General features: G+C 72.2%; 1 protein-coding gene (only partly in view). It reads right to left on the bottom strand.

The annotated features are described in order from the left end of the window. On the bottom strand, positions 1-18695 hold the 5' portion of the coding sequence (locus MJ603_RS04830) for a hypothetical protein (RefSeq protein ID WP_243062511.1). It extends 11902 nt beyond the left edge of the window; only the first 18695 of its 30597 coding nucleotides appear in the window; it begins with the start codon at positions 18693-18695; its stop codon lies beyond the left edge, outside the window.

Raw genomic sequence — 18695 nt, 5'->3', positions numbered from 1 at the left:
GCGTTCACGACCGAACCGGAGCTCGCGCACGCCGCCGGGGTGGCGGGCTTCGCCGTGCAGATGCCGCCGATCCACGCCTGGGTCACGATGGTGAAGACCGGCACTGCGGCGTTCACGGCCACCGCGACGGCGCCACCGCCCGAGCCGCCCGTCGAGATGGATGTGACGTTCTCGCCCGAGACGGCGTCGATCGTCGCGTTGCCGCGCACCGCGACCGTGACCCCCGGCGCGATCCACGCCTGGGTGCTCTTGTTCAGCACCTCGACGTCTGCCCCGGCGCCGACACCCGCTGCCCCTCCGATCGCGAGCTGGCCGGCGATGCCCTTGAGGGTCGTGGTGTCCGAGGCACTGAGCGCGACCCCCTCGGTCGCCGCCGCGCCGCTGTTGTCGGCGTTGACGCTCACGCCCGCGTCGATGTGGGCGTGCGTGGTGTCGTTCTGCACCCCGACGGTCGCGGATCCTGCGACCCCCGCGCTGCCGCCGCCCGCACCGCCGACGGCGAGAAGCGTGACATCCTCGGACTGCGTCGCACCGATCGACAGTCCGTTCGCGCCGTGTGCCTGGAGGATGTCGGAGGCGGCGATGTAGGCATCCACGATTCCGGTGCGCACCAGCACCTCCGACGAGACGCCGACGCCGGCACTGCCGCCGATGCTCAGGTTGCCCGCGTAGAGCGACAGGGTCGGCACGGTGTCCGAGGCCTGCAGGCTCACGTCGCCGCCTGCCAGCACGGTGCTCGGGGACTGGGCGCCGCCGTCGATGTACGCCCTGGTGCCCGGCGCGTCATCGCCCTGGTTGACGACGATCACGATGATCGAGCCGGCGACGGCGACGCTCGTCGAGGCCGCCGCATCCACCGCCAGCACCGTGAACGACTCGGACGCGGTCGCCGAGATCGAGACCGAGCCGCCCACCCTTGCCGTGACGCCGGCGCCGAGCGAGGCGCGCACATCCTTGTTGAAGACGTCGACCACGAGTCCGAGCCCCACGCCGACCTCGCCCGCGGTGAGCGCGATCGCGCCCGCCAGCTGCACGAACGTCGTGGTGTCCTGCGCGGAGATCGTGATCGACTGCGCCGCGCTGACCGGCACGTTCTGGTTGATCGAGGCGTGGTCGGCGATGTAGGCGCGGGTCGCGAGGTTGACGACGTCGACGATGACGGAGCCGCCGATGGCCACGCCGCTCGTGCCGGCACCACCCGCGATGGCGACCGAGGTGACGTTCGGCACCGTGATCTTCGGCAGATTCGGCGCGAGGGCCGCGATGCCCGCCGTCGAGGTGATGACGATGGCGCCGCCCGCGTCGATCACGGTGTGCTGCGAGGTGCTGGAGTCGATGTACGCCAGCGTCGGAACGGTGAGGATGTTCACCGCGACCGCTGCGCCGACGCCCGAGCCGTCGAACGAGATGCCGCCGGCTGCCGCGATGTTCTGCAGCCCCATCGGGTTGCTCGCCTGCACCGCGACGCCGCCGGTCGAACGCACCGTCGACCCTGCGCCGATCACCGCGGTCGTCTCGTAGTCGATGACCTGAACGCCGACGGAACCCGCGACGCTCGCCTCGCCGTCGCCGCCCGCGGCCGAGATGCCCCAGACCACGAAGTCGTTCTCAGCGTTCGCCGGAGTGAGCGCCTGCACGGCGACGCTGCCGCCCGTGATGTGGGTGCCGACGCCGATCGATCCCTTGTTCACGACCGTCGCGACGTTGAGCCCGATCGCTGCGCCGATGTTGGTGCTGCCCGACTTGAGGGCGGTGCCCATCGCCTTCGAGGTGGCGTCGGTGCTGTTCGTCGATGACACGACGACGGCTCCGGTCGCCGTGATCGTGAGGCCGTCCGCGACCGAGGCGGTCGTGGTGTCGACGAGCCAGTTGACGGTGACGGCCGCACCTACGCCTACGCCCTGACCGGACTGCCCTGACTGACTGCTCGACTGGCTGTTCGCGCTGCTCACGCTGTCGCTCGAGGACGGCAGCGGTCCCGACTTGCCCGCGGTGCTCGGCGTGCCGTTCAGCTGCTGCGACGCTTGCGAGTCGGAGTTGCCCCCGGTGCCCTTCGCCGATCCCTGGGCGCTGGCGGTAGCATCCGCTTCGCCCGCCGTGGTCGTCGACGCCGCGATCAGCACCGAGGTGCCCGTGATGCTGCGGGAGGTCGCCGCCGTGGTGGTCACGGTCAGGATGTTCAGCGCGATCACGGCTCCGACGGCGACTCCGTCGCCCGCGGCGGTCGCGTCGCCGGTGACCGAGGCGGAACCGGTGTGCGTCGCCGTGAGCTGCACCGCGCCGGTGGCGGTCAATGCGCCGCCCGTTCCGAGCCGGGCGATCGTGACGGGGCTGACGATGTTGATGCCGACCGCCGGGCTGACCGCGACACTCGATCCGGCCGAGCCCGCCGTCACCGAGTTGGTCACGGGGTCGGAGCTCGTGGCGCTCAACGTCACGTTGCGGCCGCCTGTGAGCACCGCGCCGTCCTCGACCTCGGCGCGCGTCACGTTGTCGGTGAGCACGTTGATGGCGACGGATGCCCCGACGCCCACCTTGCCGCCGCCCCCGATGCTCGTGTCGGCCTTGGCCTTCGCCGAATCGGTGCGCAGGTTCTGCGCCGTGAGGCTCACATCGCCCGTTCCCGCGCCGACGACGGCCGTGCCCGGCACGTACGCCTCTGTGTGGTCCGTGACGAGGTTCAGGGCGACCGCGCCCGCCACGCCGATGTTCTTGGAGCCGGCACCGGCGTCGGCCTCGACCGTGAAGGTGTGAGTGGTATCGCCCGCGACGTTCGTCATCGTCGCGCTCTCGGAGAACCCGTTCGCCGTGACCGTCGTGCGGGCTCCGAGCCATGCCCGGTTCACGAGCGTCACGAGGTTGAGGGCGACGGCGGCCCCGACGCCGACGTTGCTGGCCTGCACCGCGGTGCCGTCCGCCTTGACGATGCCGTCGGTGTTCTCCGACGAGCTCAGGCTGACCGGACCGCCTGCCTTCAGCGTCAGCCCGTCCGGCAGGGTCGCGGTCGCGGTGACGTCGGCGACGTTGATGGCGATGGCCGCGGCGACGGCGACCTTGCCGTCGGAGGTGGATGCCGAGGGGTTCGCGCTGCCGGTGGCACCGCCGCCGCCGTACGTGCTCGAGGTGTCGCTCGCGAACGTGCGCTGCTGCTGGGCCTGACCGTCGACGCCGCCGGCCGGCGCGTTCGGGTCGCTCGTTCCCGGCGCGCCGGAAGCGGAGGCGGAGGCGGACGCGCCGTCGGCCGATGATCCGAACGCCTGGAAGGTGATGGACCCGCCCGCAGTGATGTTCCTGCCGGTCGTGCTCGTCACGGTGTGCGTCACGAGGTTGAGCCCCAGGGCGATGCCGACCGATGCGGTGGAGCCGCCGGCGGCCACCGCGCCCGCCGAGCTCGTCGCGCCGGCGGTCTGCGAGGCATCCGCCGCGAAGCTGCCCGTGATGACCAGCCCCCCGATCGTGAGGGTGCCGATGGTGGCGGAGGTCGTCACGTCGGAGATCGTGATGGCGATCGCCGGGGTGACGGCGACCTTGGCGCTGCCAGTGCCCTGGGTGCCCATCTTCGCCTCGGTCGTCGCGATGTCGGTGGCCGAGGACGTGAGGGTGAAGTCGTGCGCGCCGGTGACGATGATGCCGTCATCCAGCACCGCCGTCGTGGTGTCGGTCACGAGGTTGAGGGCGACGGATGCGCCGATGCCCACGTCGCTGGCGCTGACCCCGCCCTGCGTGGGCTCCGCCTTCACCGTGCTCGTGGCGTTGCTGGCCGCCGTGACGGTGACGTCGCCGCCGGTCAGGGTGACGACGCCGGCGAGCTCGGCGAGCGTGTGCTGGTTGACGATGGCCAGAGCGAACGACCCGGCGACCGAGATCTTGCCCTGGCCGGCTCCGCTGGCGGACTGTGCGCCGTAGGTGCTCGTGACGTCGGCACCGTTCACGGTCTCGGTCGCCGACACGGTGAGCCCGTGCGCGTGCACGGTGTCGCCGGTGGGCAGGACCGCCTGGTTGGTCACGTTCGCGAGCGTGATGGCCACCGCCGCTCCGACCGTCGCTGTGGCGCCGTGCGAGGCCGAGCCGTCGGCATTCGTGGCGGCATCCGTGTTCTGGCTGGATGCCAGGGTGACGAGACCGCCGGCGGTGAGGTCGAGCCCGTCGTGCTCGATCGTGGCCGTCGTGTTCACGGTCGCCAGCGTGATGGCGATGGCGGCGGCGACGTTCACCTTGCCGTCGCTGGTGGAGGCGCTCGGTGCGCCCGTCGTGCCCGAGCCCTTCACGCCGTTGTTCGCGGCCGAGGTGTCGGCGAAGTCGCGCTGACCCTGTACCTGGCTGTCGACGCCGTCGCCTGCGCCGCCGCTCGACCCGCTCGACTCCGGGGCGCCCGATGCGGACGCCTGCGCCGTCGCCGACGAGTCGGACACGCTCGAGGACTTCAGGGTGATGTCGCCGCCCGCCTTGATGCTGCGGTCGGTGGTGGCGCTCACGGTGTCGTTCGCGATGGTCAGTGCGAGCCCGACGCCGATCGCTGCGCTGGATCCGCCCGCGACCACGGCGCCCGCCGTGGTGGAGGCGCCGGCGACCTGGGTCGCCTGAGCTGTGAAGGAGCCGGTCAGGGTGATCGGCGTGGCCAGCGAGCCGATGCGCGCCGTCGTCGTCACGTTGGAGAGCGTGATCGCCACCGCGGGGGCAACGTCGACCTTGCCGCCGGACGCACCCATCTTCGCCTCGGCCGATGCGACGTCGCCCGCGGTGGCGGTGAGGCTCACGTTGCCTGCGCCGGTGAGGGCGATGCCGTCGTCGAGGGTCGCGGTGGTGTCATCCTGAATCAGGGCAAGGGCGACGGATGCACCGACACCCACGCTCGTCGCGGTGACGCCTCCCGGTGTCGGCTCGGCCTTCACCGTCGTCACTGCGTTGCTCCCCGCGGTGATCGCGGCGTCGCCGCCGGTCAGGGTCACGACGCCGGCCAACTCGGCCAGAGTCTCCTGGTTCACGACCGCCAGGCCGAAGGAACCGGCCACCGAGACCTTGCCCCCGCCTGCCCCGCTGGTGGACTGCGCACCGTAGGTGCTCGTCACGTCGGCGCCGTCGACCGTCTCGGTCGCGCTCACCGTGAGTGCGTGTGCGTGCACGGTGTCGCTCGTCGGGAGGACGGCGTGGTTGGTGACGTCTGCCAGCGTGATCGCGACACCTGCGCCGATGTTCGCGGTTCCGCCACTGGTTGCCGAGCCGTCGGCCGCTGACGCCGCGTCGGTGTTCTGGCTCGACGCCAGGGTGACCGTGCCACCCGCCTTGAGATCGAGGCCGGTGCCGACGATCGTCGCGGTGGCGATCACCGTGGCGAGGTCGATGCCGATCGCCGCGGCCACGTTCACCCCACCGCTCGACGTGGTCGCCTTCGGCGTGCTCGCATCACCGGAGCCCTTCACGCCGTTGTCCGCGGCGGAGGTGTCGGCGAAGTCGCGCTGACCCTTCACCTGGCTGTCCACACCGTCACCGGCCCCGCCACCCGTGCCAGCACCACCCGAGCCGTCCGCGCTGTTCTCCGGAGCACCGGCAGCCGACGCGGACGCCGACGCCGACGAACCAGAGACGCCCGACGCGCCGAGCGTGACGTCGCCGCCTGCCGCGATGCTGCGCGCCGTCGTGCCGTTGGCCGTGTCGTTCGCGATCGTCAGCGCGAGCCCGACGCCGACCGCCGCGCTCGACGCGCCCGTGACGACCGCGCCAGCCGTCGTGGACGCCGAGGTCTTCTGCGTCGCCGTGCCTGTGAAGTTGCCGGTCAAGGCGAGGGCCGTGGTTCCGAGCACGCCGACGAGAGCCTGCGTGGTGACGTTGGAGAGCGTGATCGCCACGGCGGGCGCGATGTCCACCTTGCCGCCGGCCGCCCCCATCTTCGCCTCGGTGGTCGCGTCATCCCGTGCCGTCGCGGTCAGCGAGACGTTCGCGGCGCCGGTGAGCGCGATGTGGTCGTCGAGCGTCGCGGTGGTGTCGTCCTGAATCAGGGCCAGTGCGACGGATGCACCGACGCCCACGCTCGTCGCGGCGACCCCGCCCGGTGTCGGCTCGGCCTTCACCGTCGTCGACGCCGCGCTGCCCGCCGTCACATTCGCGTCCCCGCCCGTCAGGGTCACGTTGCCCGCCAGCTCCGCGAGCGTGTCCTGGTTCACAACCGCGAGCGCGAAGGAGCCCGCAACCGAAACCTTGCCGCCACCGGCACCGCTGGTCGACTGCGCGCCGTACGTGCTCGTGACGTCTGCGCCGTCCACGGTCTCGGTAGCGCTCACCGTCAAAGCACGTGCGTGCACGGTGTCGCCGGCGGGAAGGATCGCGTGGTTGGTGACGTCCGCGAGCGTGATCGCGACCCCGGCGCCGATGTTGGCCGTTCCGCCGCTCGTGGCCGATCCGTCGGCGGATGACGCGGCGTCCGTGTTCTGGCTCGACACCAGGGTCACTGTGCCGCCGGCGGTCAGCGACAGGCCCGTGCCGACGATCGTCGCGGTCGCGATCACCGTCGCAAGGTCGATGCCGATCGCTGCGGCCACGTTCACCCCGCCGCTCGACGACGTCGCCTTCGGCGTGCTCGCACTCCCCGAGCCCTTCACACCGTTGTCCGCCGCCGAGGTGTCGGCGAAGTCGCGCTGACCCTTCACCTGCGTGTCGACACCGTCACCGGCCCCGCCACCCGTGCCCGCGCCTCCCGAGCCGTCCGCGCTGTTCTCCGGAGCGCCGGCCGCCGAAGCGGACGCCGTGGCAGACGAGACCGAGATGCTCGAGGCGCCGAGGGTGATTCCGCCGCCTGCGCTGATGCTGCGTGCCGTCGTGCCGTTGACCGTGTCGTTCGCGATCGTCAGCGCGAGCCCGACACCCACTGCGGCGCTCGACGCCCCACTGACCACGGCACCGGCCGTCGTGGATGCCGAGGTCTTCTGGGTGGCCGTCCCTGTGAACGATCCGGTCAGGGTCAGCGTGCCGCCGAACGTTCCGACGAGAGCCCGCGTCGTGACGTTGGAGAGCGTGATCGCGACGGCGGGGGCGAGGGCTACCTTGCCGCCTGCCGCGCCCATCTTCGCCTCGGTGATCGCATCATCCTGCGCCGTCGCGGTCAACGAGATGTTGCGGGCGCCGGTGAGGGCGATGCCGTTCTGGAGGGTCGCCGTGGTGTCATCCTGAATCAACGCGAGAGCGACGGATGCCCCCACGCCCACGCTGGTCGCGGTGACGCCGCCAGGAGTGGGCTCCGCCTTCACCGTCGTGGACGCCGCGCTGCCCGCCGTCACGTTCGCATCGCCGCCCGTGAGCGTGACCGTGCCGGCGAGCTCGGCCAGGGTCTCCTGGTTCACGACCGCCAGGGCGAAGGAGCCGGCGACGGACACCTTGCCGCCGCCCGCACCGCTCGTGGACTGGGCACCGTACGTCGAGGTCGTGTCGGCGCCGTTCGGCGTCTCGGTCGCCGAGACGGTCAGGGAACGTGCGTGCACCGTATCGCCGGCAGGGAGGACGGCGTGGTTGGTGACGTCCGCGAGCGTGATCGCGACGCCCGCGCCGATGTTCGCGGTTCCGCCGCTCGTCGCCGACCCGTCGGCGGATGACGCGGCGTCCGTGTTCTGGCTCGACGCCAAGGTGACCGTGCCACCCGCCTTGAGATCGAGGCCGGTGCCGACGATCGTCGCGGTGGCGATCACCGTGGCGAGGTCGATGCCGATCGCCGCGGCCACGTTCACCCCACCGCTCGACGTGGTCGCCTTCGGCGTGCTCGCATCACCGGAGCCCTTCACGCCGTTGTCCGCGGCGGAGGTGTCGGCGAAGTCGCGCTGACCCTTCACCTGGCTGTCCACACCGTCACCGGCCCCGCCACCCGTGCCAGCACCACCCGAGCCGTCCGCGCTGTTCTCCGGAGCACCGGCAGCCGACGCGGACGCCGACGCCGACGAACCAGAGACGCCCGACGCGCCGAGCGTGACGTCGCCGCCTGCCGCGATGCTGCGCGCCGTCGTGCCGTTGGCCGTGTCGTTCGCGATCGTCAGCGCGAGCCCGACGCCGACCGCCGCGCTCGACGCGCCCGTGACGACCGCGCCAGCCGTCGTGGACGCCGAGGTCTTCTGCGTCGCCGTGCCTGTGAAGCTGCCGGACAGCGTGAGAGCGCCGCCGAACGTGCCCACCAGCGCCTGCGTCGTCACATTGGAGAGGGCGATCGCGACGGCCGGTGAGAGATCGACCTTGCCGCCCGCGGCACCCATCTTCGCCTCGACCACGGCGTCATCCGTCGCCGTCGCCGTGAGCGAGACGTTCGCGGCACCCGTGATCGCGATGCCGTTGTCGAGCGTCGCGGTGGTGTCATCCTGGATCAGGGCAAGGGCGACTGATGCACCGACACCCACACTCGTCGCGGCGACCCCGCCCGGCGTCGGCTCCGCCTTCACCGTCGTCGACGCCGCGCTGCCCGCCGTCACATTCGCGTCGCCGCCTGTGAGCGCTACCGTGCCTGCGAGCTCGGCCTTCGTCTCCTGGTTCACGACCGCCAGGGCGAACGACCCGGCGACGGACACCTTGCCACCACCGGCACCGCTCGTGGACTGCGCGCCGTACGTGCTCGTGACGTCTGCGCCGTCAACTGTCTCGGTCGCCGAGACGGTCAGGGAACGTGCGTGCACCGTGTCGCCGGCCGGGAGGATCGCGTGGTTGGTGACATCCGCGAGGGTGATCGCGACGGCCGCGCCGATCGTCGCCGTCGCCCCCTGCGATGCCGACCCGTCGGCGGATGACGCCGCGTCGGTGTTCTGGCTCGACGCCAGCGTCACCGTGCCGCCCGCCTTGAGGTCGAGGCCGGTGCCGATCACGGTCGCCGTGGTCTTCACCGTCGAGACGACGACGCCGACAGCCGCTGCGACGTTCACCTTGCCGCTGGAGCTCGTTGCGCTCGGCGTCGCGGTCGAGCCGGACTTCTCGCCTCCGCTCGCCGCCGCCGTATCGTCGGCGTTCGTGCGCTCCTTCGAGATCTGCTGGTCGACGCCGCCCCCGGCGCCACCGCCACTGCCCGCACCGCCGGAGCCGTCTGCACTGTTCTCCGGAGCACCGGAAGCGGATGCCTGGGCCGAGGCCGAGGAAGCGGACACGCCGGTTGCCGTGAGTGCGACATCCCCGGTAGCCGCGATCGAGCGTGCTGTCGTCGCGCTGACGGTGTGGTTGGAGATCGTGAGGGCGAGTCCGACACCGACCGCCGCTGTGGATCCGCCGGAGACGACGGCGCCGGCCGTGGTGCTCGCCGACGCGTGCTGGGTGGCGGAGCCGGAGAAGCTTCCAGTCAGGGTGAGCACGCCGCCCGGCTTGCCGACGACGACCGTGGTGGTGACGGTCGAGAGCGTGACGGCAACGGCCGGCGCCACGTCGACGCTTCCGCCCAACGCGCCCATCTTCGCCTCGGTGACCGCGTCGTCCGTCGCGGAGCTGGCCAGTGCGACGCTCTTGCCGCCGGTGAGGGCGATGCCGTCGTCGAGCGTGGCGAGTGTGGTGTCCGTGATGAGGTTCAGCGCGACCGACGCGCCGACGCCGACGCTGGTCGCCGTCACCCCACCCGCCGTGGGCTCCGCCTTCACGGTGGAGGCCGCAGCGCTGCCTGCCGTGATGCTCGCGTCTCCCCCGGCGAGCACCACGGCTCCGGCGACTTCGGCGAGCGTGTGCTGGTTGACCACGGCGAGCGCGAGCGAGCCTGCCACCGACAGCTTTCCGCCGCCCGCGCCGGAGGTGGACTGCGCGCCGTAGGTGCTCGTGGCATCCGCACCGTTCACGGTCTCGGTCGCCGAGATGGTCAGCCCCTTGGCGTGCACGCTGTCGCCGGTCGGGAGAACCGCATTGTTGTCGACGTCGGCGAGCGTGATCGCGACGGCTGCTCCGATGTTCGCGCTGGAGCCGCCCACCGCCGAGCCGTCGGCCGTTGTGGCGGCGTCCGTGTTCTGGCTCGCGGCCAGAGTGGCGGTGCCGCCGGAGGTGAGGGTGATGCCGCTCCCGACGATGGTGGCCGTGGACTTCACGCTGGCGACGACGACAGCGACGGCGGCCGCGACGTTCACCTTGCCGCCCGAGGTCGACGCGCTCGGCGCCGCGGTGTCGCCGGATGACGCACCGTTGTTCTCCCCGGCGACCTGGTCGGCGTTGGTGCGCTCCTTCGAGATCTGCTGGTCGACCCCGTCACCGCCGGAGCCGCCCGAGCCGCCGTTCTCGGCCGCCCCGACTGCCGATGCGGTCGCCTGCGCCGACGAGGCCGACGTTCCCGCCGCCATCAGCGCGATGTCGCCGCTCGCGGTGATCGATCGGGCCGTGGTCGCCGTCACGGTGTGGTTCGAGATGGACAGCGCGAGTCCGACCCCGACCGCCGCCGACGAGGCGCCCGACACGATGGATCCCGCCGTCGTCGACGCCGAGGCGTTCTGCGTCGCCGTTGCGGCGAGCGCTCCGGTCAGCGTCAGCAGTGCGCCGCTGCCGATGGTGGTCGTGGTGGTGACGGTCGAGAGTGTGACGGCAACGGCCGGCGACAGGGCGACACCCCCGCCGGACGCGCCCATCTTGGCTTCTGTCGTGGCGTCATCCGTTGCCGTGCTCGTGAGGGTGAGGCCGCCGGTTCCGGTGACGGACGCACCGCCCACGATCGCGGCGTTCGTCGTGTCCGTGATGATGGCGAGCGCGACGGAGGCGCCGACCCCCACGTTGGTGGACATCACACCGCCGGCCGTCGGCTCGGCCTTCACCGTCGTCGCCGCAGCGCTCCCCGCTGAAACCGTCAGGTTCGCGCCGTGCAGCGTCGCCGTGCCGGCCAGCTGCGCGAGCGTGCTCTGGTTGACCACAGCGAGCGCGAGCGACCCGGCGACCGAGATCGACCCGCCGCCAGCACCGCTGGTGGCCTGGGCGCCGTAGGTCGACGTGGTGTCGGCGCCGTTGACGGTCTCGGTGGCGCTGATCGTGAGCCCGTGCGCGTCGACCGAGTCCCCGACGGGCAGGGTCGCGACGTTGTCGACCTGGGCGAGCGTGATCGCCACGCCGGCGCCGATCGTGGCGGTCGCCCCCTGGGATGCCGAGCCGTCGGCCGCCGAAGTCGCATCCGTGTTCTGGCTCGACGCCAGCGTCACGGCACCGCCGGCGGTCAGTGTCACGCCCGTGCCGATCACGGTCGCCGTGGACTTCACCGTCGCGACCACGACGCCGACGGCCGCGGCCACGTTGACCTTGCCGCTGGAAGTGGATGCGCTGGGCGTCGTGGTGGTTCCGGATGACGCCCCGTCGTTCTCCGCAGCGACCTGGTCGGCGTTCGTGCGCTCCTTCGTGAGCTGCTGATCGACGCCGTCGCCGGCTGCTCCCCCGCCGCCTGAAGATGAGTTTTCTTTGGCGCCCGACGCCGACGCCGTGGCGGATGACGAGGACGAGGAGACACCGGTTGCCCGCAAGGTCACTGCGCGCCCGGCCGTGACGGACCGCGCCGTCGTCGCCGACACGCTGTGGTTCGCCACCGTCAGCGCCAGTGCCACGCCGACGGCTGCCGTGGTCCCCCCTGCCACGGCAGCCCCTGCGGTCCCCGACGCCGACGCGTTCTGCGTGGCCGTTGCGCTGACATCACCCGTGACGGTGACCACCGCGCCGGTGCCGAGCGAGACTGTGGTCGTCACCGTCGAGAGCGTGACCGCGACGGCCGGAGCGATGTCGACGCTGCCGCCGGAGGCACCCATCGTGGCGTCGGTGGTGGCGGCATCCGTCGACGTGCTGTTCAGCGTGAGGCTGCCTGCGCCGGTGAGCGCCACGCCGTTCGCGATGCCCGCTGACGTGGTGTCGGTGACGATGTTCAGGGCCACGGACGCGCCGACGCCGATGTTCGCGGGCGTCACCCCGCCGCCGCTCGGTTCGGCCTTCACGGTGGAGGTGGCGTCATCCGACGCCGTGACGAGCACCGCGCCTCCGGTGAGGTGGCCGGTGCCCGCGAGCTGGGCCCGGGTGGCGAGGTTGACGATGGCCAGTGCGAGCGACCCGGCTACCAAGACCTTGCCGCCGCCTGCGCCGCTGGTGGACTGCGCACCGAACGCCGAGACGGAGTCTGCTCCGTTCGTCGCCTCGGTCGCCGACACGGTGAGCGACTTGGCCGCCACGGTGGTGTTCGCGGGGAGCACGGCACTGTTGGACACGTCCGCGAGGGTGATGGCGACGGCGGCGCCGATCGCGGCGGCCCCGCCCCCGACGGCCGAGCCGTCGGCGGTGGTGGCGGCATCCGTGTTCTGTGCCGAGGTCAGGGCGACCGTTCCGCCTGCGGTGAGGGTGATCGCGGGCGCCGAGGCGAGCACGGTGGCGGTCGAGCTCTGGGTGGCCACCACGATGGCGACGGCTGCCGCGACATCCACCTTTCCGCCCGAGGTGGACGCCGACGGTGTCGAGGTGGTGCCGGTGGGGGTGGCGCCCGAGGTGATGTGGTTGGCGTTCGCCGTGTCGCCGGCGAGCTGTCGCTGCTTCGACACCTGGTCGTCGACACCCGAGCCGGCGCCGCCGCCCGACCCGCTGGTCTCGGCGGCTCCCGACGCCGAGGCGGTCGCCGACGACGCCGACGACCACAGCCCGGTCGAGGAGAGCGTGAGGTCTCCCGTGGAGGTCAGGCTGCGCGCCGTCTGGGCGAGCACCGAGTCGTTCGCGATGGTCAGCGCGAGGGCGATCCCCGCGGCGGCGGTCGATGCGCCGGCGGTCACCGCGCCGGCCGTCGTGGAGACCGTCGCGTTCTGCGACGCCGTGAGTGCGAGGCTGCCGGTCACCGCGGTCGCGGAGCCGAGCGTGCCGATCAGGGCGCTCGTGGTGATGTTCGTCAGGGTGACCGCGATCGCGGGGGCGATGGCGACCGATCCGCCGGAGGCGCCCATCTTCGCCTCGGTGGTCTCGGCGTCCATCGATCCGGCGGTGAGGGTGAGGTTCGCGGCGCCGGTGACGACCGCTCCGTCGTCGATGCGCGCGACCGTCGAGTCGGTGACGAGGTTCAGGGCGACGGATGCCCCGATCCCCACGTTCCCGCCGCTCACTCCCGCGCCCACCGGTTCCGCTTTCACGATGGAGGACGAAGCACTGTTCGCCGTCACTCCCAGGTCGCCACCGGTGAGTGTCACCGCCCCGCCGATCTCGGCGAGGGTGGCGAGGTCGATCGTGGCCAGCGCAAGGGAGCCGGCGACCGAGACCTTGCCTCCTCCGGCGCCGCTCGCGGAAGCGGCGGCGAACGTATCGGTGGTGTCTGCACCGTTCGGCGTGATGCCTGCCGACACCGTGGCCGCGTGGGCGTGGATCGTGTCGCCGGTGGGGAGCGCCGCGTCGTTGATGACGTGTGCGAAGGTGATCGCCACACCGGCGCCGATCGATGCGGAGCCGGGTGCGACCGAGGAGCCGTCGGCGGAGGATCCGGCATCCGTGTTCGCACTCGAGCCGAGCGCGACGGTGCCGCCCGCCCTCAGGTCGACTCCGTTCGCGGTCGGGTCGATCGTGGCGGAGGAGACGGTGTCGACGACCGTGGCGGCGACCGCGGCCGCCACGTTGACGCCGCCGTCGCTGGTCGACGCCGACGGCGTGCCCGTCGAGTCGGACTTCGCTCCGCCGTTGTCCTGCGAGGCGCTGTCGGCGAAGCCGCGCTGGTCGGCCAGCTGCTGATCCACTCCGCTGCCGGACGATCCACCCGAGCCGTTCTCCGGGGCGCCGCCGACGGAGGCCGTCGCCTGCGAGGCGGACGCGGAGACGCCGGATGCCGTCAGAGACAGGTCGCCGCCCGCTGCGAGGGAGCGCGCGGTCGATGCCGTCACGCTGTGGTTCACCACGGTCAGCGCCAAACTCACGCCCACCGCCGCCGACGACGCGTCGCTCACCGCGGAGCCCGCCGTCGTCGACGCGGACGCGTTCTGCGTCGACGACGCCGCGAACGCGCCCGTCACGGTGATGGTCGCTCCGGCGAGCACCGCGACCGAGGTCTGAACCGTCGAGAGGATGATCGCGACGGCCGGCGCCACGGCTACCCCGCCGCCGGAGGAGCCGGACTTCGCCTCGGTGGTCGCTGCATCCTTGGCGGTCGCGGTGAGCGTCAGGCCCGTCGCGCCGCTCACGGTGCCTGCGATCGTCGCGGCGGTGGTGTCGGTGATCAGGTCGAGGGCGACGGATGCCCCGATGCCGGCCTTCGTCGCGGTGACGCCGGCGGGCGTCGGTTCCGCGATCACGGTGGAGGTGACGTCGGACGCGGCGGTCACCGCGAGGGCACCGCCGCTGAGGGTCACCGCTCCGGCGAGGGACGCCTGCGTCAGCGGGGTCACGACGGCGACGGCGAGCGATCCGGCGACGGAGACGCTGCCGCCGCCCGCCCCGCTGGTCGCCGATGCCCCGACGGTCGAACCGGTGTCGGCCCCTTCGACGGCGACGGTCGCCGAGAGCACCAGTGATGCGGCCTTCACGGCGTCGCCGGCGGGAAGCGAAGCCGTGTTCACCGCGTGCAGCAGCGTGACGGCGACTGCCGCACCGATCACGAAGTCGGCGGTGGAGACGGCGGATCCGTCTGCGGTGGTGGAGGCGTCGGCGTTCTGTGCCGACGAGATCGTGACGGCGCCGGATGCCGTGAGCGTCACTCCCGTTCCGACCGCGGCGGCCTGAGCGGTCGGGGTGGAGACCATGACGGCGATCGCTGCCGCGGCGGCGACCCCGCCCTGCGATGTCGAGGCGCTCGGCGCCGCCGTCGTGCCGGGTGCCGCGCTGCCGGTCTGCGTCGCGAGGTCGGTCGCTGTGCCTTTCGCGCCGGTCACGGAGTCGTCGACGCCGCTGCCCGCCCCGCCTGCGGAGCCGCTCGACGGTGCTCCAGACGCCGATGCCGTCGCCGTCGCGGTGCTCGCGCTGAAGCCGGTGGCGCCGATCGCGATGGATGCCGCGGTGACGGACCTGGCGACCGTGGCCGTCACCGTGTCGACGGCGATGACGAGCGCGAGTCCTGCGCCGACCGCTGCCTTCGCTCCGCCCTGCACCGTGCCGTCGGCGACGGCGGTCGCCGACGCGTGCTGCTCTGCGCTGAGGTGTACGGCTCCGGTCGCCGTGAGCGTCGCTCCGGCTCCGATGAGCGCCGTGGTGGTGACGTTGGCCGCGAGCACGGAGCCGAACGGTGCGACCGAGACGCCGGTGGATGCCGCGCCGGCCCTCGCTGTGACGGTGGCGTCGTCGTGCGTGGTCGCGGCGAGCGTCACGTCCGTCGCGCCGGTGACGACCGAGCCGTCGCCGATCGCGGCCGTCGTGGTGTCGTTCTGCAGAGCGAGGGCGAACGAGACGCCGATGCCCGTGGTCGGGGTACTGGATCCGCTGTCGGCCATGAGTGCCGAGACGGTGGAGGCGACGGATGACGAGGCCTGCGCGGCGAGGGGGCCGGTCCCGAGCGAACCGCTCAGGGTGACGACGGGAGACGAAGTGCCGTCGATGAGAAGCGAGGCCGAGGTGGAGACGGTCGCCGATTGGATGGCGACGGAGCCGGCGATTCCCAGCGAGCCGTTGGTGCCGGCTCCAGCTGTGGAGGTGGTGGCGAACCGGTCGGTCTGGTCCGCGGTTCCGGCGGCGTTCGTGGAGCCGACGCCGGCGGTGATGCTGAGGGAGGTGGTGGTGAGGGTGGTGTGGGGTCCGACGTTCGCGGTGATGGTGACGTCGGCGACGGTGACCGCTACGGCGGCCGCGATGCTCGTTCCGCCCCCCGGTGGTGCGCGAGTCGATGGGCCGCCCGTTGCGATGGTGGCGGCCGACACGTTCTCGGTCGCGGTCAGCCCGATGGTCTTCGCGACAACAGTCACGCCGTCGATCGACGCGTCGGCGCTGGCGGTGTGCACCGTGATCGCGATCGCCGCGGCGACGCTGACCGTTCCGGCCGGGGTTGCGGGCTGACCCGGCCCCGGGTTGTCGCCGCTTCCGCCCGACCCGTCCGGCAGTGCGCCGCCCGTGGTGGGCGCCGCGTTGTCGGCGAAGGTGCGCGCCCCGGAGGCGAGGTCGCCGGGTGACGCCGGTGAGGCATCCGTGCCAGGAGCTCCGGTGTTCGAGGCCGTTGCGGTGGTGGTCACGCCGGAGGCGCCGTTCGCCGTGAGGCTGAAGGCGCCGGCCGCGGTCACGTCGCGGTGCGTGGTCGCCTGCACGAGGTGGTTGGCGTAGGTTTGCGCGACCGCGACGCCGAGCGACCCATCAGCCTGAGCCTCTCCGGTCGCCGTGGTTGTCACGTTCGCGACCTGGTGTGCGGTCGCCGTGTAGGTGCCCGAGAGCGTGACGGCGCTTCCCGTCTCGCTGTTCGCCGTGGTCCGAACGTTGGAGGTGGTCAGCGCGTACACCGGCGCGACCGCGACGTCCTTGGAGTACGCGGCGCCCTTGGCCTGGGTGGTCGCAGGCGACACGGAGTCGGAGGTGATCGTCAGGTTATGGGCTCCGTTGAGGCCCGCGCCGGCCGCGAGGCCCGCTGCCGTGGTGTCGTTGATGATGTTGAGCGCGACGGATGCTCCGATGCCGGTCGCCGCGCCCGTGCTGTCGGTGCCCGGTGCTGCGGTCGAGTTGTCGGTGTCGTTCGACGTGGCGGCCAGCGTCACGTCGGAACCCGACGCCGTCACGGGCGCACCCGTCAGAGTCGCGGTGGTGGTGAGCGTCACGATGTTCACCGCAACCGCGCCGGCGACGCCGACGTTCGTTCCTCCGCCGGCACCGGAGGTCGCACTCGCGCCGAACGTGTTGGTCGCGCCGCCCGCGGCCGGCTTCGTCACCGCTTCGACGTTCAGCGACGGCGTCGTCACCGTCACGCCGGACACGTGCGCGTCGGTCGAGACGTTCGCGGTGTTCACCGCGACGGCCACGCCGACCCCGGCGGGATCGCTCGCCGCAGCGCTGCCGTCGGCCGACGCCGAGGATGAGCCCTGGTTGCCGGCGTGCACGTCGATCGGCGCACCGCCGCCCGTGCCGCTGGTGCCGGTGACCGCGATGACCAGCCCCCCGCCGATCGGCGCGATGTACGCGTGCGTCGACTGCTGCAGGTTCGTGTACGAGAGCGCGCCCGCGACGTCGATCGTGCCTCCGGGAGCCTGAGCGTGACCGTCGGTGGTGGAGTCGGGCGAGGAATCGTCGCCGGTGGAGCCACCCGGGCTCGCCTTGGCGACCGTGACGACGACGTTGGTCGAGTCCGCTGCGACGCTGACGCTGCCGGCCGAGAGCCCGAGCGTGCTGTCGCTGTCGATGTAGGCGGCCGTGTTGCTCGTCACCCTCGAGACCGCGACGCCGGCACCCGCCGTCGCGGCGGTGGCGTCCGCCGTGGTGGTCACCGCGGTGTTGTTCGCGGAGACCAGCGAGAGCGCTCCGTTCGCGTGCACGGTCGCGGTGTCGCTGACCCGCGTCGTCGCCGTGCTGTCGATCGTCGCCGTGGCGATGGCGGCGTCCGCAGCGCTGCTCGCGCCGGTCCCTGTCGATGCGATGTTCGCGGTCACCGACGACGAGCTGCGCAGTGCGACGTCGCCGGCAGCGTCGAGGAGCGCGGCTCCGATCACGGCGACCAGTGCGCTCGAGGAGGCTGACACGATGTTCTGGCCGACGACCGGCGACCCGGACGGCGTCTGGGTCGCGGTGGCCGAAAGGGTGATCGTGCCTCCGTGCACCGTTGCACCGTCGATCGTGACGGAAGCCGATGCGGGGGCGCCGGTCTCTGCATCCGTGGCGGCGAGCGTGACGTCACCGGCGCCGGTTCCCGATCGGGTGTCGATGGTGACCCCCTGCGTCACCGTGATGGTGGCCGCGTCGATCTCGAGTCGCGCGCCAGGCAGGTCGAGATCGCCGGTGACCGTCACGGTCACGCCCGATGCGGTCGCGCTGATGGTGAGCGATCCGCTCGGCACGTCGATGGTCTGCGTCTCCATCGAGGGCGAGCTCACGATGATGTGGCCAGCGCCGTCCGAGGTCACCGTGACCGTGTCGTTCGCGGTGGACGGGTTCACGACCACGTCGGAGACACCCGTGATCATGACCGGCTCGAGTCCGGCGTAGCCGAGCACGTGTCCGGCGAAGGCGAGCGTTCCGCTCGACGGTCCGCTCGGGGTCGAGACGACGCGTCCGCCGGCGGCGTTCACCACGACGGTGTCGAAGCCTCCCGCGCCGCCGTCGATGCCGCCGCCCAGCCATCCGTTCCGGTCGAAGACGTACGTGTCGCGGTTGCCGGCTGCTCCGAGCAGGCGGTCGAAGCCGCTGAAGCCCATGGAGGATCCGCCTGCCGTCGCGGCGAGCGATCCCGAGTCGTGTCCGGTGACCTTCCACGTCGTGTTCGCCGTTGGGCCGTACAGCGAGGTGCCTGCGCCGGTCGCGCTGATCGAACGCACGCCGCTGTAGGCGAGGGATGTCAGGCCAGACGCGACCACGCTGCCTGCGCTCTCCGTGTCGGCCGTCCAGTCCACGCCGTCGCCGATCACGGCGACCGAGTCGGATCCCGACCCGGAGAACGTGATCGGAACCGTGACAGGACCTGCGCTGGTGTCGATCGTCAGCGTCACGCCGTGCGCGCCGCTCCCGGTGATCGTCGCCGAGGTCAGCGACGCAAGCGCCACTCGAGTGAGCGCCCCGTTGTCGTCGATGACCAGGTCGAGGCCGTCCACATAGACGCGAACGCTGTGAGTCGTCGACGAGGCGTCGGCGGTGTACGTGTAGGTGCCCGGAGCGGCCGGCAC

It is taken from the genome of Humibacter sp. RRB41, from assembly GCF_022761015.1.
GTDB lineage: Bacteria > Actinomycetota > Actinomycetes > Actinomycetales > Microbacteriaceae > Humibacter.
This window is presented reverse-complemented; position numbering and strand designations above follow the sequence as displayed.